Genomic DNA, 19,001 nt, shown 5'->3' with positions numbered 1-19,001 from the left:
CGGGAGGGGATGCCGCCGAGTCGCGGCATCCCCTCCCGCAGTTCCGTCGGTGCGGCGAGGTCAGACCGTGCGGAGGACGGCGACGACCTTGCCGAGGATGGTGGCGTCATCGCCGAGGATCGGCTCGAACGCCGAGTTGCGGGGGAGGAGCCAGGTGTGGCCGTCGCGCTGACGGAGCGTCTTGACGGTGGCCTCGCCGTCGAGCATGGCCGCGACGATCTCGCCGTTGTCGGCGGTCGCCTGTGCCCGCACGACGACCCAGTCGCCGTCGCAGATGGCGGCGTCGATCATGGAGTCGCCGACGACCTTGAGCATGAACAGCTCGCCCTTGCCGACGAGCTGACGCGGCAGGGGGAAGATCTCCTCGACCTGCTGGTCGGCGGTGATCGGGACGCCCGCCGCGATGCGGCCCACGAGCGGCACGAGGGCGGCGTCGCCGAGGGCGGGCGCGGCGTCGGCGGGGTTCTCGCCGGCCGTGCCGGGGAGGTCGATGAGGACCTCCATCGCGCGGGTCTTGCCGGGGTCGCGGCGGAGGTATCCGCTCAGCTCGAGCTGGTTCAGCTGGTGGGTGACGCTCGACAGCGACTTGAGGCCGACGGCGTCGCCGATCTCGCGCATGCTCGGCGGGTAGCCGTTGCGGGCGATCGCGTGCTGGATCACCTCGAGGATCGCGAGCTGCTTATCGCTCAGATTCTTGCGTCGTCGCGTCTGCGGCTTCTCGCTCATACCGCCGGTCTCCTGTCGTCGCGCCCCGTCCCCGACCCGATGTCGGAGGTTCGTGGTGGGCTCTCGCTGTCGAAAAGGTAGCCCGATCCGACAGCGACATCACGGAACGCTCCGCGTGTCTCTTCGATCGGTCTCCGATTTCGGTGGGTGGTTGACACCACACAATATCGAAGATACGTTCGGAACCGAAGTTCGCACCCGCCTCTCCCGGCCGAGAGGCGGGAGCGAATCTTCCTACCGCTCCCGAGGAGATGTCATGATCACGATCGATGCCCGCTTCGCACCGGCCCCCCGCACCCGTCTGCGCCTGACGCGCCGTGGACGTCGCGTCATCGCAGCGATCGCCGCACTTCCCGCCGTCGTCGCCGTCACCGCTGCCGTGCTCTCCGGCGGGGGAGCACTCGCCTCCAACGAGGCGGGCGCGCCCGAGGGGTCGTTCACGACGGTGACCGTCATGTCGGGCGAATCGCTCTGGTCGATCGCTGAAGAGGTGGCGCCGGCCGCCGACCCCCGTGACGTCGTCGACGCCATCATCCGGCTGAACGCCCTCGGCTCTGGTCAGCTCGAGGCAGGCCAGACACTCGCCATCCCCGCCGAGTACGACGCCGCGAGCTGAAGCCCGCCGTCTTCGGCGCAGAAGCTGGGGTGCGGCCACGCCGGACTCGGACGCGGCCTAGCATGGGTGGGATGAGCCCGAGTCTGGATGATCTGCCCCTCAGAGACGATCTGCGAGGCCTCACCCCGTACGGCGCCGCGCAGGCGCCGCTTCCGGTCGCGCTGAACGTCAACGAGAACACGCATCCCGTTCCCGAAGAGGTCGCAGACGACATCCTGGATGCCGTCGCCCGTGCCCTGCGCGACGTCAACCGCTATCCCGACCGCGAGTTCACGCACCTCCGCGAGTCCTTCGCCGAGTACCTCGGTCACGGCCTCACCCCCGATCGCATCTGGGCCGCGAACGGATCGAACGAGGTGCTGCAGCACCTGCTCCAGGCCTTCGGCGGCCCGGGGCGCACCGCCATGGGCTTCGGCCCCACGTACTCGATGTACCCGCTGCTGACGCGAGCCACCGGCGCGCAGTACGTCGCGGGCACGCGCGGCCCCGACTTCACGCTCGACCCGGCCTCCGCCGCGGCACAAGTCTCCGAACTACGCCCCGACGTCGTCTTCCTCTGCGCGCCCAACAACCCGACCGGCACGCCGCTCGGTCTCGACGTCATCGAGGCGGTGTACGACGCCACCGACGGAATCGTGATCGTCGACGAGGCCTATCAGGAGTTCGCGCCGCGCGAGAGCCCCTCCGCGCTGACGCTGCTCGGCGAGCGGGAGCGCCTGGTCGTCTCGCGCACGATGAGCAAGGCGTTCGCCTTCGCCGGTGCGCGCGTCGGCTATCTCGCCGCCGACGCGACCCTCATCGACGCTCTGCGTCTTGTCCGCCTGCCGTACCACCTCAGCGCCCTCACGCAGGCGGCCGCGACAGCCGCGCTGTCGCACTCGTCGACGATGCTCCGGATGGTGGACGAGATCGTCGCGCAGCGCGATCGGATGTCGGCGACGCTCGATGCCCTCGGGTACCACGCCTACGAGAGCTGGACGAACTTCGTCCTGTTCGACGGGGTCGACGACCCGCGCGCCACCTGGCAGGCGCTCTACGATCGCGGCATCCTCGTCCGCGACGTCGGCATCCCGCACAGCCTGCGCGTCAGTGCCGGTACGGAAGACGAGACGACCGCGTTCCTCGAAGCACTGGCGTCGATAGACTCGGAGGCATGACCAGCCCCCGAACGGCCAGCATCCGTCGTGCCACGAGCGAGTCGAGTGTCGAACTCGAGCTCGACCTCGACGGGACCGGGATCAGCACGATCGAGACGACCGTGCCGTTCTTCGATCATCTGCTGACGGCGTTCGCGAAGCACTCGCTCACCGACCTGACTGTACGCGCGACGGGCGACACGCACATCGACGCGCACCACACGGTCGAGGATGTCGCGATCGTGCTCGGGCAGGCGCTGCGCTCTGCGCTGGGCGACAAGTCGGGCATCTCCCGCTACGGCGATGCGCTCGTGCCCCTCGACGAGGCGCTCGCGCAGGCTGTCGTCGACATCTCCGGGCGTCCCTACCTCGTGCACACGGGAGAGCCCGAGGGATACGAGTACCACCTCATCGGCGGGCACTTCACGGGGTCGCTCGTGCGGCACACGTTCGAGGCGATCGCGTTCAACGCCGGCCTGACGATGCACGTCCGCGTGCTCGGCGGACGCGACCCGCACCACATCGCCGAGGCGGAGTACAAGGCCTTCGCCCGTGCCTTCCGGCAGGCCAAGGCGCTCGATCCGCTCGTGCACGGCATCCCCAGCACGAAGGGCGCCCTATGACCGAGGGCGACACGACCGGACGCGCGCCGCTCGTCGCCGTCCTCGATTACGGCTCGGGCAACATCCACTCGGCCGTAAAGGCACTCTCCGCCGCGGGTGCGGACGCCCGACTGACGTCCGATCGTGGTCTCATCCGCGATGCGGACGGTCTTCTGGTTCCCGGGGTCGGTGCGTTCAGTGCGGTCATGGCCGCCCTGCGCGAGAGCCGCGGCGACGAGATTATCGAGCGGCGCCTGGCCGGGGGGCGCCCGGTGCTGGGCATCTGCGTCGGCATGCAGATCATGTTCGGCAACGGCGTCGAGCGCGGCGATGACACCGAGGGCCTCGGGCAGTGGCCGGGCACCGTCACCGAGCTGCAGGCCCCGGTGCTGCCCCACATGGGGTGGAACACCGTGCGCGCGGGCGCAGGGTCGACGCTGTTCGACGGTCTGGAGGACGAGCGCTTCTACTTCGTGCACTCGTACGGTGCCCAGGACTGGAGCCTCGAGGTCATGAAGCCCTTCGCCGAGCCCGTGCTGACCTGGTGCGACTACGGCGCGCCCTTCCTCGCGGCCGTCGAGAACGGGCCGCTCTCGGCGACGCAGTTCCACCCTGAGAAGTCGGGGGCCGCCGGCATCCGTCTCCTCGCCAATTGGATCGGCGCCCTGCCGCGCCACTAGTCTCCCTCTGGTGCGCTCGCGTGGACGAGCGTGCATCCCGACCCACCCCTGGAATGTGATGAACGACTTCGCGTCCACCCCCGAACTGATCCTCCTGCCCGCCGTCGACGTCGCCGACGGGAAGGCCGTGCGCCTGACCCAGGGCGAGGCCGGCAGCGAGACGACCTACGGCGACCCCGTCGACGCGGCGCTCGCCTGGGCGAAGCAGGGTGCGCAGTGGATCCATCTCGTCGACCTCGACGCGGCCTTCGGCCGGGGCAACAACACCGCCGTGCTCCGCAAGGTCATCAAGCAGGTCAAGGGTGTGCAGATCGAGCTGTCGGGCGGCATCCGCGACGATGCGACGCTCGAGGCCGCGCTCGAGAGCGGTGCGACGCGCATCAACCTGGGCACTGCCGCGCTCGAGAACCCCGAGTGGGCCGCCGATGTCATCGGCCGCTACGGCGACGCGATCGCGGTCGGACTCGATGTCCGCGGCACGACGCTCGCCGCCCGGGGCTGGACCCGCGACGGCGGCGACCTGTGGGACGTCCTCGAGCGTCTCGAAGACGCCGGCTGCAGCCGATACGTCGTCACCGACGTGACGAAGGACGGCACGCTCCAGGGCCCGAACCTCGAGCTGCTGCGCGAGATCACCTCGCGCACACCCAAGCCCGTGGTCGCATCGGGCGGTATCTCGAGCCTCGACGACATCGCCGCGCTGCGCGAGCTCGTGCCGCTGGGCGTCGAGGGTGCGATCGTCGGCAAGGCTCTCTACGCCGGCGCGTTCACGCTGGCTGAGGCGCTGGATGTCGCCGGAGACTGACGACGGCTGCGGCCACGCCGCCGACTCGGCGGGCGTTCCCTGGGAGGGGCGCAGCTTCGAGTCGAACCCTCACGCCGGTGACGACGGCTCGGCCGATCCCGCGCTGCTCGCGGCGCTCGAAGCCTTCCGCGCGGGGACCGGTGACGCCGTCGCGGTCGTCGAGGCGTATCGCGCGGCGCGGCTGCTGATCCCGCTCGTGCCCGAGAAGGGCGACGAAGGGGTCGGGCCGACAGGGCTGCGCGTCGACAAGACCCAGGAGCTGTCGATCGTCACGGTCGCGGCTCCTGACGGTCGGCGCGTTCTGCCGGTCTTCACGTCGGTGGCCGCACTCGCGCGGTGGGATGCCGTCGCGCGTCCGGTTCCGGCCGACGGGGTGCGCACGGCGATGGCGGCGGCGTCCGACGACACCGACCTGATCGTGATCGACCCGGGCTCCGAGACCGAGTTCGTGCTGCGACGCCCCGCCGTCTGGGCGATCGGACAGGGACTGCCCTGGGAACCGGCGCCCACCTCGCCCGAGGTCTTCACCGCTCTCCAGGCCAGCATCGGGGGAGAGCTCGCGGTGCTCGACCTGTCGGTCGCGGCGGGTGATCCCGACGCCCGGATGCGCGGCCCCGAGCTGATCGTCCGGCTTCATCTCATCGATGGGCTGGATGCCGCCGAGCTCGACGCGGTGCTGTCGCGGCTGGCGTCGCGGTGGGCCGCCGACGACCGCATCGCGGTGCTCGTCGACTCGCTGACGGTCAAGCTGGTGCGCGCTTCCTGACGGAGGTCCCGGGCCCGAGCCCTGCTCGAGCCCGGGAGCTCGTCAGTTGACGGGACCGGTGAACTTCTCGCCGGGGCCCTTGCCGATCGGGTCGGGGATCGTCGACGCCTCGCGGAAGGCGAGCTGCAGCGAGCGCAGGCCGTCGCGCAGCGATCGCGCGTGCATGTCGCTGATCTCGGGAGCGCCGGCGGTGATGAGCCCGGCGAGGGCGTTGATGAGCTTGCGGGCCTCGTCGAGGTCGAGCTGGGTGGCCGGGTCGTCGGCGAGCCCGACCTTGACGGCGGCGGCGCTCATGAGGTGCACGGCGGCGGTGGTGATGACCTCGACCGCCGGCACGTCGGCGATGTCGCGGGTCGCGGCGGAGGCCGCGCGCTCCTGCTCCTCCCACCGCTGGCGACGAGCCTCGTCGTCGGTGAAAGTGCTGTTGTCGGCGGGGTTCGTGTCCACGTGTCGCTCTCTGCTAGACTGTGCGGGCACCGGAGTGTTCTACTCCGGATCGAAAGAGGATCACATCCCACCCGCGCTTGCCGTTCCAGGCTACCGGGTCATGCACTCCGCTCCGTCCGTCTCACCGCGGCCGGGGTAGCCAGGGTGCGGAACACGAATGCCGACGCACGCGCGTCGTGCGGGGTGGATGCGATGCTCTTCCGCCCGGGTCGCGTCCTCGCGTCCCGGTGGCCACCACCGCACGAACAGGAGTTCCGCACATCAGCGATCCCCGCACCAACGACCGCATCCGCGTCCCCGAGGTTCGCCTCGTCGGCCCCGCTGGAGAGCAGGTCGGCGTCGTCCGTATCGAGGTCGCCCTGCGTCTGGCGCAGGAGGCCGAACTCGACCTCGTCGAGGTCGCCCCGAACTCGAAGCCGCCCGTGGTCAAGATCATGGACTACGGCAAGTTCAAGTACGAAGCGGCTCAGAAGGCCAAGGAAACGCGCCGCAATCAGGCCAACACGGTCCTCAAGGAGGTCCGTTTCCGCCTGAAGATCGAGGCGCACGACTACATCACCAAGCTCAAGCGCGCCGAGGGCTTCCTCCAGGCGGGCGACAAGGTGAAGGCGATGATCCTGTTCCGCGGTCGCGAGCAGTCGCGTCCCGAGCAGGGTGTGCGCCTGCTCCGCAAGTTCGCCGAGGATGTCGCCGAGCTCGGCACCGTCGAGTCGAACCCGACGATCGACGGCCGCAACATGGTGATGGTCATCGCGCCGCACAAGAACAAGTCCGAGGTGAAGACCGAGCAGAACGCCCAGCGTGCCGCCAACAAGGAGGCAGCACGCCAGGCCCGCTCCGGCGACGCACCCGCGACCGAAGACGCCGCTCCCGCCTCGGCGGAGTAGCCCCCAGACTCCCGCCTCGCGGGAAACACAACGAAGGAAGAGACATGCCGAAGCAGAAGACCCACTCGGGTGCCAAGAAGCGCTTCAAGGTCACCGGCAGCGGAAAGATCAAGAAGCAGCAGGCGAACCTCCGCCACAACTTCGAAGGCAAGCCCACCAAGCGCACGCGCCGCCTGTCGGCCGACAAGATCCTGGCTCCCGGCGACGCGAAGGTCGCCAAGAAGCTCCTCGGCATCTGAGCGCTGCTGCGCACGAATAGGAAACAAACGAAATGGCTAGAGTCAAGCGGGCAGTAAACGCCCACAAGAAGCGTCGCGTCATCCTCGAGCGCGCCTCCGGTTACCGCGGACAGCGTTCGCGCCTGTACCGCAAGGCGAAGGAGCAGGTCACCCACTCGCTCGTCTACGCGTACCGCGACCGTCGCAAGCGCAAGGGCGACTTCCGCCGTCTGTGGATCCAGCGCATCAACGCCGCTGCCCGTCAGAACGGCATCACGTACAACCGCTTCATCCAGGGCCTCGGCCTCGCGGGTGTGCAGGTCGACCGTCGTATGCTCGCCGAGCTCGCCGTGAACGAGCCCGCCGTCTTCGCGTCGCTCGTGGCGACGGCCAAGGGCGCGCTGCCCGCCGACGTCAACGCTCCCAAGGCCTGATCGGGTCTTCGCGTTCCACGCACCGCACGAAGGGGCGTCCTCCGAGAGGAGGGCGCCCCTTCGCCGTATGCTGAAAACGTGCTCGAGAACCCCCGCTCGCCCCGCGTTCGCGCCGTCGCCAAGCTGACCAAGCGCAGCGCGCGTCAGGAGACCGGTCTGTTCCTGCTCGAGGGTCCGCAGGCCGCGCGGGAGGCGCTCGCGTACCGTCCCGACACCCTGGTCGAGGTCTTCGCGACACCTGGCGCGATCGAGCGGCATCCCGAACTGGCTGCGAACGCCGAGAAGGCCGGCGTCGCCGTCGTCTCGGCGAGCGAGGCCGTGCTCGAGGCGATGGCCGACACCGTCACGCCCCAGGGCATCGTCGCCGTCGCGCGTCAGTCGCCGTCGTCGCTGCGTGACATCTTCGCCGCCGGTCCCCGCCTCGTCGCGATCTGCGAAGAGGTGCGCGACCCCGGCAACCTCGGCACCATCATCCGAGCCGCGGATGCCGCCGGTGCGGATGCCGTCGTCTTGACGGGTCGCACCGTCGATCCCTACAACCCCAAGGTGGTGCGCTCGACCACCGGGTCGCTGTTCCACCTGCCGATCGTGCTCGGTGTCGAGCTCGACGCCGCCGTGGCGCGGGCGCACGAGGCGGGACTGCGAGTCGTCGCCGCGGACGTCAAGGGCGAGGAGTTCCTCGACCACCGTGCGACGCTCGCGGAGCCCACGGCGTGGCTCTTCGGCAACGAGGCGCGCGGCCTGGCCGACGAGGCCCTGGCCCAGGCCGACCTCGCGCTGCGGCTGCCGATCTACGGCGCCGCCGAGTCGCTCAACCTGGCGACCGCCGCGAGCGTGTGCCTCTACGAGACCGCGTTCGCCCAGCGCGCCGGCTGAACCCGTCGACGACGCCAGCCGGATGCGCCGTGTATTCCGATTCTGTTACAGATCGGTGACTCGGTGCGTTCCGCGGGGTCCAGGGCGGGGGAGTGCTCTTAATGTGATCTCTTATGACGACTCCCGAAAACCCGGCGCCCCCGACGTCGAACATCTCGGTGCGCCGCGGCGACCCGCTCGTGGTGATCGAGGGCGTGCAGAAGCACTACGGCTCGTTCCAGGCTCTGAAGGACATCGACCTGACCGTCAACCGCGGCGAGGTCGTTGTCGTCATCGGTCCCTCGGGCTCGGGTAAGTCGACCCTCTGCCGCACGATCAACCGCCTCGAGACCATCAGCGAGGGCACGATCACGATCGACGGCGAGAAGCTGCCGTCCGAGGGCAAGGCTCTCGCGGCGCTCCGCGCCGACGTGGGGATGGTCTTCCAGTCGTTCAACCTCTTCGCCCACCTGACGATCCTCGAGAACGTCACGCTCGGTCCGATCAAGGTCAAGGGCATGAAGAAGGCCGAGGCCGAGAAGCTCGCCCGTGAGCTGCTCGACCGAGTCGGCGTGGGGCACCAGGCCGACAAGCTGCCGGCGCAACTGTCGGGCGGGCAGCAGCAGCGCGTCGCGATCGCCCGCGCGCTGGCGATGAAGCCGAAGGTGATGCTCTTCGACGAGCCCACGAGCGCGCTCGACCCCGAGATGATCAACGAGGTGCTCGACGTCATGGTCGGCCTCGCGCAGGACGGCATGACGATGATCGTCGTCACGCACGAGATGGGCTTCGCCCGCAAGGCCGCCGACCGCGTCGTCTTCATGGCCGACGGCCAGATCGTCGAAGAGGCCGTTCCCGAGCAGTTCTTCACGTCGCCCCGGAGCGACCGTGCCAAGGACTTCCTCTCCAAGCTCATCACCCACTGAGACCACCGACCTCCGCGCTCTGCACCGGGCGCGGAAGCCCCAACCAGGAGGACCACATGCGCAAGACACGAATCACCGGCGCCTTCGCCGGTGTCGCCATCGCTGCGATCGCTCTGACCGGCTGCAACAGCGGCTCGCCCACCTCGCCCGGCGGCGCCGCCGGCGGTGACGGCGGCGACAGTAACGAAGCCCTGTGGGAGGTCGCCTCCGACGTCTCGCTCGAGGGCAGCCCGACGTTCGACGCGATCCAGTCGCGCGACAAGGTGATCGTCGGCGTCAAGGAGGACCAGCCCGGTCTCGGCTTCCTCGACGCGACGTCCAACGAGCGCAGCGGCTTCGACGTCGACATCGCACGGTGGATCGCGGCATCCCTCGGCTACGACGAGGACAAGATCGAGTTCAAGGCGATCGCGTCGGCCAACCGTGAGCAGGCCATCGTGAACGGCGACGTCGACTACTACGTCGGCACCTACTCGATCACCGACGCGCGCAAGCAGCAGATCGACTTCGCCGGTCCGTACTTCATCACGGGCCAGGGCCTGCTGGTCGCCGCGGACAGCGACATCGCGAGCGAGGACGACCTCAACGAGAACACGCGCGTGTGCTCGGCGACCGGTTCGACGCCCATCCAGAACATCAAGACGAACTACCCCGAGGTTCCCACCGAGGAGTTCGACCTCTACTCGGCATGCGTCGACGCGCTCATCAACGGCACCGTCGACGCCGTCACGACCGACCAGGCGATCCTGATCGGTTACGCGGCGCAGTACCCCGATGAGATCAAGGTCGTCGGCGAGCCCTTCAGCGAGGAGAAGTACGGCGTGGGCCTGCGCAAGGGCGACGATGCGTTCCGCGCGCACATCAACGAGCTGCTCACCGACGGCGGCGACGTGTGGCAGGGCATCTTCGACAAGAACCTCGGTCAGTCCGGGATCACGGTCGAGCAGCCTGCGGTCGACGCGTACTGAGTCGCACTGACACCATGACCACGGGGCGGGGGCGTACGCGTCCCCGCCCCGCACCATCCAAGGAGACGATGTGGGCGTCATCACCGACAACCTCGACCTCTGGGGCGAGGCTCTCGGCAACACCCTGTTGCTGTTCTTCGCCGGCGGAGCGATCGCCCTGGTCCTCGGCACCCTGATCGGCGCCATGCGCGTCTCGCCGATTCCGGTGGCGCGCGCCTTCGGCACGGTCTACGTCAACACCATCCGCAACACCCCGCTGACGCTCGTCTTCTTCTTCTTCGCGTTCGGCTACCCGCAGCTCGACCTGCCGAACCCCGGCTTCACGGTGCTCGGCGTCTGGGCGCTGGGTATCTATACCGCGACCTACGTCGCCGAGGTCATCCGCGCGGGAATCAACACCGTGCCGGTCGGCCAGGCCGAGGCGGCCCGAGCGATCGGGCTCACGTTCGGCCAGGTCATGACGCTCGTCGTCATGCCGCAGGCCTTCCGGTCGGTCGTGCCGCCGATGATGAGCGTCTTCATCGCGCTGCTGAAGAACACCACGGTTGCTGCCGGCTTCTCCGTGGTCGAGCTCGGCGCCATCCGCGCGAACCTGAGCGAGCGCGGCGAGAACGCCCTGACCGTGCTGCTCTGGGTCGCCGTCGTCTTCGTCGCCCTGGTGCTGGTCCTCAGTGCCGTGCAGCGACGACTCGAGAACAAGTGGAGGATCGCGCGATGACTTCCGTCCTGTACGACGTCCCGGGGCCCCGCGCGATCCTGCGCAACCGCATCCTCGGCATCGTCACCATCCTCCTGGTCGCCGCGGCGATCGGATTCGTGGTCTTCCGCTTCGCGGTGAGCGGTCAGTTCTCCGCCGACAAGTGGTACATCTTCACGTTCAGCAACGTGTGGCTCGGCATCCTCAGGGCGCTTGGCAACACGCTCGCGGCCTTCGGGCTCGCGGCCGTCGGTGCCCTGGCGCTCGGCTTCGTTCTCGCGATCGGCCGCCTGTCGGATCATGCGTGGGTGCGGATTCCCTTCGGCGTCGTCATCGAGGCGTTCCGGGCCGTGCCGGTGCTGATCTTCATGATGCTGATGTACTACGGGCTGCCGACGCTCGGCATCCGCATGGAGCCGTACTGGGCCGTGGTCATCGCCCTCGTCGCCTACAACGGCTCCGTGCTGGCGGAGGCCCTGCGCGCCGGCATCGAGTCGCTGCCGCGCGGACAGAAGGAGGCCGGCTACGCGATCGGTCTGCGCAAGAGCGGCGTCATGCGCCTCGTCCTGCTGCCGCAGGCGGTTCGGGCCATGCTGCCCGTCATCGTCGCGCAGCTCGTCGTGACGCTGAAGGACACCGCGCTCGGCTTCATCATCACCTATCCCGAGCTGCTGTACTACGCCAAGCAGCTGACCTCCCAGCCGGGGCGCCCGATCCTCCAGGCGGGCATCGTCATCGGCGCGATCTACATCGTGATGTGCCTGCTGCTGTCGTGGTTCGCCAGCTTCCTCGAGAAGCGCCTCTCGCGGTCGCCGCGCACCCCAGGCGGCGGCGCAGCTGCTGTCGACCCGCTGCACCACCCGGTGGCGCCGACGACCGATACCGAGCTCATCGCCACGCAGAAGGGGATCGGCAAGTACGACTCCAACAGCTCGGGCGGAGCCTGACGCACAGCACGACCCCGACGGGCCCCTCACGCGAAAGCGGAGGGGCCCGTCGCCGGTAGACTCGACTCCCGTGTCCGACGCACCCGAGATCACCCCTGACGCGGTCGCCGCGGCGGTGGATGCGGCCCTCGCCGCCATCGCCGACGCGTCCTCCACCGCCGAGCTGAAGTCCGCCCGCAACGCCCACACGGCCGAGGGGTCGCCGCTCGCGCGCCTCAACGCGCAGCTGCGGTCGGTGCCCAACGAGAAGAAGGCCGAGTTCGGCAAGCTCGTAGGCCAGGCGCGTGGCCGTGTCACCCAGGCCCTCGCCGCCCGCGAGGGCGAGCTCGCCGCCGCCGAGACGGCCGCGAAGCTCGAGGCCGAGGCGCTCGACGTCACCGCCATCGCCCCGCGCGGACGCGTCGGGGCGCGGCATCCGATCTCGCTCCTGCAGGAGGAGGTCGCCGACCTCTTCGTCGGGATGGGCTGGGAGATCGCCGAGGGGCCGGAGCTCGAGCACGAGTGGTTCAACTTCGACTCGTTGAACTTCGACGTCGACCATCCCGCGCGCCAGATGCAGGACACGTTCTTCGTCGACCCGGTCGCGCGGCACCTCGTCATGCGCACGCAGACGAGCCCCGTGCAGATGCGGTCGATGCTCGAGCGCGACATCCCGATCTACGTCCTCTCGCCGGGCCGGGTGTTCCGCACCGACGAGTACGACGCGACCCACCTCCCCGTGTTCACGCAGTTCGAGGGCCTCGTCGTCGACAAGGGCATCACGATGGCGCACCTCAAGGGCACCCTCGACCACGCGGCGCGCGAGCTGTTCGGCCCCGAGGCGAAGACGCGCTTCCGCACCAACTACTTCCCGTTCACCGAGCCGAGCGCCGAGCTCGACCTGTGGCACCCGACCTTCGCCGGCGGAGCGCGCTGGATCGAGTGGGGCGGCTGCGGCATGGTGAACCCCAACGTGCTCCGTGCCGCGGGCATCGATCCCGAGGTCTACTCCGGGTTCGCCTTCGGCATGGGCATCGAGCGGACGCTGATGTTCCGCTCCGACGTGAAGGACATGCGCGACATGGCCGAGGGCGATGTGCGTTTCAGCGAGCAGTTCGGGATGGTGGTCTGATGCGCGTTCCGCTGTCGTGGTTGCGTGAGTACGTCGAGGTACCGGCGGATGCCGCGCCTGAGGACATCCTCGCGGCGCTGGTGTCGGTCGGCTTCGAGGAGGAGGACGTCCACGGTTTCGACCTGACCGGTCCGATCGTCGTGGGCCGCGTGGTCTCGTTCGAGCCCGAGCCGCAGTCCAACGGCAAGACGATCCGCTGGTGCCAGGTCGATGTCGGCGAGGCGAACGGCGGCGTGCGCGGCATCGTCTGCGGCGCCGGCAACTTCTTCGAGGGTGACAAGGTCGTCGTGACCCTTCCCGGCGCTGTGCTGCCCGGTCCGTTCCCGATCGCGGCGCGCAAGACGTACGGCCACGTCTCGGACGGCATGATCGCCTCGGCGAAGGAGCTGGGCCTCGGCGACGAGCACTCGGGCATCCTGCGTCTGACCGAGCTCGGACTCGACCCGGAGGTCGGCACCGACGCGATCGCGCTGCTCGGACTCGACGACGCCGCGATCGACGTCAACGTCACCCCCGACCGCGGCTACGCGCTGTCGGTGCGGGGCATCGCGCGCGAGTACTCGCACGCGACCGGCGCGGCATTCCGCGACCCTGGTCTCCGCGAGTTCGACGAGCTCGAGCACCCCGCGACGGGCTTCGACGTCGCGGTCGACGACCAGGCGCCGATCCGCGGCCGCGTCGGTGCGACCGAGTTCGCGGTGCGCGTCGTCTCGGGCGTCGACCCGTCGCGGCCGACGCCGCCGTGGATGGTCGCGCGTCTCACGCTCGCCGGCATCCGCTCGCTCGGCATCCTGATCGACATCACCAACTACGTGATGCTCGAGCTCGGCAACCCGATTCACGGCTACGACCTCGACAAGCTCACCGGCGGCATCACGGTGCGTCGCGCGACGGCGGGCGAGAAGCTCACGACGCTCGACGGCAAGGAGCGCACCCTCGACGGCGAAGACCTGCTCATCACCGACGAGTCGGGCCCCATCGGCCTCGCCGGCGTCATGGGCGGCGGCACGACCGAGATGACGGATGCGACGCGCAACGTGCTCATCGAGGCCGCGATCTTCGACACCGTCACGATCGCCCGCACCGCTCGTCGGCACAAGCTGCCGAGCGAGGCCTCGCGGCGCTTCGAGCGCGGCGTCGACCCGCTGCTGCCGTTCGTGGCCGCCCGCCGCGTCGCCGACCTCATGGTCGAGCTCGCCGGCGGCACGCTCGAGCCGGTCGGTGGCGCGCTGTTCGGCGAGGTGTTCCTCGAGGCGATCGATCTGCCGCGCGGCTTCGTCGCAGGCCTCATCGGCATCGACTACACCGACGACGAGGTCGTCTCGGCGCTCGAGACGATCGGCGCCGAGGTGACCGACACGGATGTCGGTTGGGAGGTCATCCCGCCGTCGTGGCGCCCCGACCTCACCGACAAGTGGACGCTGGCCGAAGAGGTCGCGCGCATCCACGGCCTCGACCGCGTGCCGTCGGTCCTCCCGACGGCTCCCTCCGGTCGCGGTCTGACGGATGCGCAGAAGGGGCGACGTCGCGTTTCGAACGCGCTCGCGGCCGCGGGCTTCGTCGAGACCCCGTCGTTCCCGTTCACGACGCGAGACAGCAACGATCTCCACGGTTCGGCCTCGGGCGAGGAAGTGCCCTCGGTTAAGATCGCCAATCCGCTCGACGGGCAGGCGCCCTACCTGCGCCGCTCGCTCGTACCGGGCCTGCTGCAGGTCGCGCACCGCAACGTCTCGCGCGGACTGACCGATCTCGCCCTCTTCGAGGTCGGTGCCGTCTTCCTCCCCGAGCCGGGCACGCAGTACGGCACCGCGACGGTGCCGCCGCTCGCCGCGCGTCCCGACGACGCCACGCTCGCGGAGCTCCACGCGTCGATCCCGCCGCAGCCGCGTCACGTTGCGGTGCTCGTCGCCGGCAACGTGGCGCCCAAGTCGCCGGGGCATGCCGCCGTCGCGGCCGATCTCAGCGACGTGTTTGCGGCTGTCGCCGCGATCGGTTCGGCGGCCGGCGTCGACATCGAGATCTCGCAGGCCCGTCGTGCCGCGCTGCACCCGGGTCGCGCCGCCGCGCTCACGGTCGGAGGTGTCGAGGTCGGCTACGCCGGGGAGCTGCATCCCGAGGTCTCGGCTGCGGCCGACCTGTCGGGCCGTGTCCTCGTCGCCGAGATCGACCTCGACGCCGTTCTGGCGAGCGCGGGGGAGCGGGTCGTCGTCGCGTCGCTGTCGGGCTACCCGGCGGCCACGCAGGACGTCTCGCTCGTCGTTCCTGCGGACGTGACGGCGGGTGCGCTCGCGTCGGCGCTGTCGGAGGGGGCGGGCCAGCTGCTCGAGTCGCTCCGTCTCGTCGACGACTACCGCGGTGCCGGCGTTCCCGAGGGCTCGAAGAGCCTGACGTTCGCGCTGCGCTTCCGCGCCGACGACCGCACCCTCACGGCGGCCGAGGCGAGCGAGGCCAAGCTCGCGGGCGTCGCCGTCGCGGCCGAGCGTTTCGGCGCCGTCATCCGCGACTGACCTGCGTACCGGGCGCAGTTCCCGACGTCACGCGCGGTTACGGGCGCGCTCCACGTCCGGAACTGCGCCCGACGCGTTCCCGTGACTGGCCGGCCGACCGAGAGGGGCTCAGCGCGAGCCCCAGTTCCAGGCCGGAACGTCGAGCAGACCCTGACCGCGGACCGTCGTCTCGGCGTTCGATCGCTGGAGTTCGACGCGCGACGGTTCTGGCAGAGCGTCGACGAGCGCATCGGCATGCGACACCGTGAGCACCTGCGTGCGCTCGGATGCCGCTCGGATGAGCGAGGCCAGCGGCGCGAGGAGGGAGGGATGCAGGCTCGCCTCGGGCTCGTTCAGCACCAGGAGCGGTGCGGGTCGCGCCGGCAGCAGCGCGGCACACAGCAGCAGGTAACGCAGCGTGCCGTCCGACAGCTCGGCCGCATCGAGCGGACGCAGCAGGCCGGGCTGCTCGATCGTCAGGCGGAAGAGTCCGTCGGAGGTCACGACGCGCACGCGGCTGCCCGGGAACGCCTGGTCGACCGCACGCGCCAGAGCGTCGCCGTGCCCGGCGTCGACGATCGTCGCCCAGGTCGCGGCGAGATTCGCTCCGTCGTGCGCCAGGGTGTGACTGCGAGTGCCGACCTGCGGCTGTCGGGCGGGGGCGTCGAGGTCGACGCGGAAGTGGTCGTAGAAGCGCCACGCGGTCATCGCGCGGCGGAGGGTCAGCAGTTCGGGGGCGGTGTCGCCGTCGGCGAGATCGGTGACGATGCTCTCGTACGGCGCCAGCTGCTGGTCGAGCATCGTCCAGGAGTGCTCGCGCACGCGGGTGAGCTGCCGCGTGCGGTCGATGAGCAGTGTCGACGGCTTGGCGACGACACCGGCGAACACCTGTTCGCGTTTGATCTCGGGGTCGCGGGCGAACGGACTGGTCTGGTCGCCCTGCGGGATGCCGAGATCGATGAGGTACCCCAGCTCGTCGGACGCGTAGCCGAGCTGCACCGCGACGGGTCCCCGGCGCACCGTTCCCTGATCTCCGCCGTTCTCGGGCCCGGCCCAGAGGACCGACGGCAGCCCTCCTTCGCGTGCCAGCGCGCCCACGATGTCGCCCCGTGCCGCTGCGGCGAGCAGGCGCAACGCGCGGTAGAGGTTCGACTTGCCCGAGCCGTTGGGGCCGGTGACGACGGTGAGGTCGCCGAGCGGCACGACGACGTCGCGGAGCGAGCGGTATCCCGATACAGCCAGAGTGCGCAGCATCCCCTCACTCTGGCATCTGCGTCTGACACCGCCCTCCGGTTCCCGATAGTGTCGGGGCCGTGAGCGAGATCCCAGCCAGCGTCACCCCATCGTCTCCGGCGGCCGGTGCCGCCCCCGCCCTCGAATTGCTCGGCCTGGTCAAGAGGTTCGGTGAGAAGGTCGCCGTCGACGGCATCGACCTCGTCGTGCCGGCCGGCTCGTTCTACGGACTCGTCGGGCCGAACGGCGCAGGTAAGACCACGAGCCTCTCCATGGCCACGGGGCTGTTGCGCCCGGATGCCGGCACCGCGCGCGTCCACGGGATCGACGTGTGGCGCGACCCGGTGGCCGCCAAGCGCACGATCGGCAACCTCGCCGACGGCGTGCGGCTCTTCGACCGTCTGACGGGCGAGCAGCTCATCACCTACACCGCGATGATGTTCGGGCTGCCGCGCCCCGAGATCGCACCGCGCGTGTCGGACCTGCTCGACCTCATGGACCTGCGCGGCGCAGCCGGGACGATCGTCGCCGACTACTCTGCGGGCATGACCAAGAAGGTCGCGCTCGCGTGCGCTCTCGTGCACGCCCCGCGCCTGCTCGTGCTCGACGAGCCCTTCGAGTCGGTCGACCCGGTGTCGGCCGCGAACATCGAGGACGTCCTGCGCAGCTACACCAGCTCGGGCGGATCGGTGATCGTCTCGAGCCACTCGATGGACCTCGTCCAGCGCATGTGCGACCACGTCGCCGTCATCGCCGCAGGCCGCGTGCTCGCCGCGGGCACGATCGACGAGGTGCGTGCCGGCGAGAGCCTGCAGGACCGTTTCGTCTCGCTCGTCGGCGGACGCCACCAGTCGGAGGGACCGCAGTGGTTGCGACAGTCCTGAAGCTGCGTTACCGCGTTCTCGGGAACACGCTCGCCCGTCGCCCCTGGCAGCTCGTCGGCTTCATCCTCGGATCGCTCTGGGGTCTCGGCATCCTCGGCGGGCTCGTCGTCGGGTTCGTCGCGCTGTCGGTGTTCGAGAACCTCGAGGCCGCGACCGTCGTCGCGGTCCTCGGCGGCTCGCTGCTGATCCTCGGCTGGCTCGTGGGGCCGATCATCATCGCGGGGCTCGACAGCACGGTCGACGCCGTGCGGCTGGCGCCGTTCCCCCTGACGCGCCGTCAGGTCATGCTCGCCCTCGCGGGTGCCGGGCTCACCGGCATCCCCGGCATCGTCACCACGGTCGCTGCCCTCGCGACGCTGATCGTGTGGGTGCGGTGGCCGGTCGCGGCCATCGTCGCCGTGCCGACGGTACTGCTCGGCGTTCTCACCTGCGTGCTGGCCTCGCGCCTGATGGGCGAGCTCTCGGGCGGCATGGGCGGCCGGCGCTCGCGCGAGATCATCGGCACCGTCGTGCTCGTCGTCCTCATCATGACCGGTCCCATCCTCACCGGCATCGCCGCGCTGCTCGATCAGGCCGGTGGCGATCTGTGGACGCGATTGCAGCAGGCCGCCGGCATTCTCGCCTGGACTCCGCTCGGTGCCGCCTGGTCGGTCGCCCCGAGCGCGGCGGCGGGGCAGTGGCTTCCCGCGCTCGCCAGCACCGTGATCGCCATCGTGACCGTCGTGGTGCTCTGGATCGTGTGGGACCGCGTCATCGAGACGGCCGTGTCGTCGCCGCGCCAGCGCGCGACTCGCACCGTGGCTGCCGGAAAGCTCGGCCTCTTCGGCGTGATGCCGACCGGTGGTGTCGGCGCGACGTGGGCGCGATCGCTCTCGGGATGGCTGCGTGATCCGCGGTACCTGCGGCAGCTCATCGTCATCCCGCTGTTCCCCGTCCTCTTCGCCTTCACCGGCGGGACCGACGGCTTCATGTTCCTCATCTCGCCGGTGCTCGCCGCGCTCGTCATGGCCGCGGTGGGCTACGCCGATGTCTCCTTCGACGGCACGGCCTTCGGCACGACCCTCGCCACCGGCATCTCCGGCCGTGCCGACCGCCTCGGTCGCCTGCTCGGCGCCGCGTGCGTCGGAGTTCCGCTAATCGGCCTCATCGCGGTCGCCACCGCGGTGGTGTCGGGCGACGCGGCGCACCTGCCCGCGGTGCTGGGAGCGGCCCTCGGCGTGCTGCTGGCCGGATACGGCGCGTGCGCGGTGTCGTCGGCGCTCATCGTCACCCCGGTGCCCGCACCCGGTGACAGCCCGTTCAAGAGCACCCCGGGTCAGAACTCCATCATGGGCCTGCTGGTCTTCGTCGTATGGGCCGCGGTGATCGCGTTGTCGTTGCCGGCCATCGTGCCCGCCGTCGTGAACGCCGTGACGGGAGACGCGATGTGGGGCTGGATCGCGCTGGCCGCCGGTGTCGTGTTCGGCGCAGTGGTCGCGATCGTCGGGGTGCTCGTCGGAGGGCGCACGATCGAACGGACCGGTCCCGACCTGCTCGTGCGCATCAAGTCGTTCCCCACCTGATCGACGTCCGGCCCC

Annotated in this window: 21 protein-coding genes; 18 read left to right on the top strand and 3 right to left on the bottom strand. The window is 69.9% G+C overall.

The window, feature by feature from the left end; all coding sequences use genetic code 11:
* Nucleotides 1-60: 60 nt before the first annotated feature.
* The gene (lexA, locus tag ACLBWJ_RS04280) at nt 61-726 is read right to left on the bottom strand and encodes a transcriptional repressor LexA (protein WP_112613785.1); all 666 of its coding nucleotides are present in this window, start codon (nt 724-726) and stop codon (nt 61-63) included.
* A gap of 256 nt (nt 727-982) precedes the next feature.
* On the opposite strand from lexA, the gene ACLBWJ_RS04275 reads away from it, so the two are divergent.
* The 6 genes from ACLBWJ_RS04275 to ACLBWJ_RS04250 all read left to right on the top strand — a co-directional run bounded on the left by ACLBWJ_RS04275 (nt 983) and on the right by ACLBWJ_RS04250 (nt 5,331).
* A complete protein-coding gene (locus ACLBWJ_RS04275; RefSeq protein WP_447659777.1) occupies nt 983-1,342 on the top strand; it encodes a LysM peptidoglycan-binding domain-containing protein in 360 nt (119 codons plus the stop codon).
* A gap of 71 nt (nt 1,343-1,413) precedes the next feature.
* Entirely contained in the window at nt 1,414-2,499 is a 1,086-nt protein-coding gene (locus ACLBWJ_RS04270) for a histidinol-phosphate transaminase (RefSeq protein WP_447659776.1), read from the top strand.
* Nucleotides 2,496-3,101: an imidazoleglycerol-phosphate dehydratase HisB gene (hisB, locus tag ACLBWJ_RS04265; protein WP_114587968.1), complete on the top strand. Its 606-nt coding sequence runs from the start codon at nt 2,496-2,498 to the stop codon at nt 3,099-3,101. Before ACLBWJ_RS04270 ends, hisB begins: the two co-directional genes overlap by 4 nt.
* Complete coding sequence (hisH, locus tag ACLBWJ_RS04260; RefSeq protein ID WP_112613793.1) at nt 3,098-3,760, top strand: imidazole glycerol phosphate synthase subunit HisH; 663 nt, start codon at nt 3,098-3,100, stop codon at nt 3,758-3,760. Before hisB ends, hisH begins: the two co-directional genes overlap by 4 nt.
* Nucleotides 3,761-3,818: 58 nt before the next feature.
* On the top strand, nt 3,819-4,565 hold the full coding sequence (priA, locus tag ACLBWJ_RS04255) for a bifunctional 1-(5-phosphoribosyl)-5-((5-phosphoribosylamino)methylideneamino)imidazole-4-carboxamide isomerase/phosphoribosylanthranilate isomerase PriA (RefSeq protein WP_112613795.1): 747 nt from the start codon (nt 3,819-3,821) through the stop codon (nt 4,563-4,565).
* Nucleotides 4,549-5,331 (top strand): SseB family protein, encoded by a 783-nt coding sequence (locus ACLBWJ_RS04250; RefSeq protein WP_269266670.1) that lies wholly within the window; start codon nt 4,549-4,551, stop codon nt 5,329-5,331. The genes priA and ACLBWJ_RS04250 overlap by 17 nt, the downstream gene beginning before the upstream one ends.
* 42 nt (nt 5,332-5,373) lie before the next feature.
* Here the strand turns inward: ACLBWJ_RS04250 and ACLBWJ_RS04245 are convergent, their stop codons facing one another.
* Nucleotides 5,374-5,778, bottom strand: coding sequence for a DUF1844 domain-containing protein (locus tag ACLBWJ_RS04245; RefSeq protein ID WP_023951737.1), 405 nt, complete (start codon nt 5,776-5,778; stop codon nt 5,374-5,376).
* Nucleotides 5,779-6,005: 227 nt separating this feature from the next.
* Between ACLBWJ_RS04245 and infC the strand changes: the two genes are divergently transcribed.
* The 10 genes from infC to pheT all read left to right on the top strand — a co-directional run bounded on the left by infC (nt 6,006) and on the right by pheT (nt 15,328).
* A complete protein-coding gene (gene infC, locus ACLBWJ_RS04240; protein WP_240309666.1) occupies nt 6,006-6,665 on the top strand; it encodes a translation initiation factor IF-3 in 660 nt (219 codons plus the stop codon).
* A 44-nt stretch (nt 6,666-6,709) separates the two neighbouring features.
* Nucleotides 6,710-6,904, top strand: coding sequence for a 50S ribosomal protein L35 (rpmI, locus tag ACLBWJ_RS04235; RefSeq protein ID WP_005048908.1), 195 nt, complete (start codon nt 6,710-6,712; stop codon nt 6,902-6,904).
* A gap of 32 nt (nt 6,905-6,936) precedes the next feature.
* Nucleotides 6,937-7,317, top strand: coding sequence for a 50S ribosomal protein L20 (gene rplT, locus ACLBWJ_RS04230; RefSeq protein ID WP_023951735.1), 381 nt, complete (start codon nt 6,937-6,939; stop codon nt 7,315-7,317).
* A 78-nt stretch (nt 7,318-7,395) separates the two neighbouring features.
* The gene (locus ACLBWJ_RS04225; RefSeq protein ID WP_114587965.1) at nt 7,396-8,193 is read left to right on the top strand and encodes a TrmH family RNA methyltransferase; all 798 of its coding nucleotides are present in this window, start codon (nt 7,396-7,398) and stop codon (nt 8,191-8,193) included.
* Between the two features lie 113 nt (nt 8,194-8,306).
* Complete coding sequence (locus ACLBWJ_RS04220) at nt 8,307-9,098, top strand: amino acid ABC transporter ATP-binding protein (protein ID WP_112613801.1); 792 nt, start codon at nt 8,307-8,309, stop codon at nt 9,096-9,098.
* Between the two features lie 56 nt (nt 9,099-9,154).
* Entirely contained in the window at nt 9,155-10,066 is a 912-nt protein-coding gene (locus tag ACLBWJ_RS04215; protein WP_274177565.1) for a glutamate ABC transporter substrate-binding protein, read from the top strand.
* Nucleotides 10,067-10,136: 70 nt separating this feature from the next.
* Entirely contained in the window at nt 10,137-10,784 is a 648-nt protein-coding gene (locus ACLBWJ_RS04210; protein WP_112613805.1) for an amino acid ABC transporter permease, read from the top strand.
* The gene (locus ACLBWJ_RS04205; RefSeq protein ID WP_114588012.1) at nt 10,781-11,710 is read left to right on the top strand and encodes an amino acid ABC transporter permease; all 930 of its coding nucleotides are present in this window, start codon (nt 10,781-10,783) and stop codon (nt 11,708-11,710) included. Before ACLBWJ_RS04210 ends, ACLBWJ_RS04205 begins: the two co-directional genes overlap by 4 nt.
* 70 nt (nt 11,711-11,780) lie before the next feature.
* Nucleotides 11,781-12,821, top strand: coding sequence for a phenylalanine--tRNA ligase subunit alpha (gene pheS, locus ACLBWJ_RS04200; RefSeq protein WP_094261998.1), 1,041 nt, complete (start codon nt 11,781-11,783; stop codon nt 12,819-12,821).
* Nucleotides 12,821-15,328, top strand: coding sequence for a phenylalanine--tRNA ligase subunit beta (gene pheT, locus ACLBWJ_RS04195; RefSeq protein ID WP_282502303.1), 2,508 nt, complete (start codon nt 12,821-12,823; stop codon nt 15,326-15,328). The genes pheS and pheT overlap by 1 nt, the downstream gene beginning before the upstream one ends.
* Before the next feature lie 108 nt (nt 15,329-15,436).
* On the opposite strand, the gene ACLBWJ_RS04190 is transcribed toward pheT, so the two are convergent.
* Nucleotides 15,437-16,561 carry an AAA family ATPase gene (locus ACLBWJ_RS04190; RefSeq protein WP_378717976.1) on the bottom strand — a complete coding sequence of 375 codons (1,125 nt, stop codon included), beginning with the start codon at nt 16,559-16,561 and terminating at the stop codon, nt 15,437-15,439.
* 59 nt (nt 16,562-16,620) lie between these two features.
* Between ACLBWJ_RS04190 and ACLBWJ_RS04185 the strand changes: the two genes are divergently transcribed.
* Both ACLBWJ_RS04185 and ACLBWJ_RS04180 read left to right on the top strand, forming a co-directional pair.
* Entirely contained in the window at nt 16,621-17,424 is an 804-nt protein-coding gene (locus ACLBWJ_RS04185; protein WP_240309665.1) for an ABC transporter ATP-binding protein, read from the top strand.
* Nucleotides 17,406-18,986, top strand: coding sequence for a hypothetical protein (locus tag ACLBWJ_RS04180; RefSeq protein ID WP_282502305.1), 1,581 nt, complete (start codon nt 17,406-17,408; stop codon nt 18,984-18,986). Before ACLBWJ_RS04185 ends, ACLBWJ_RS04180 begins: the two co-directional genes overlap by 19 nt.
* Nucleotides 18,987-19,001: the final 15 nt, after the last annotated feature.

Source organism: Microbacterium sp. M4A5_1d (assembly GCF_053345465.1).
Note: the sequence above shows the minus strand (reverse complement) of the source record. Positions and strands in the feature narration are given on the sequence as shown.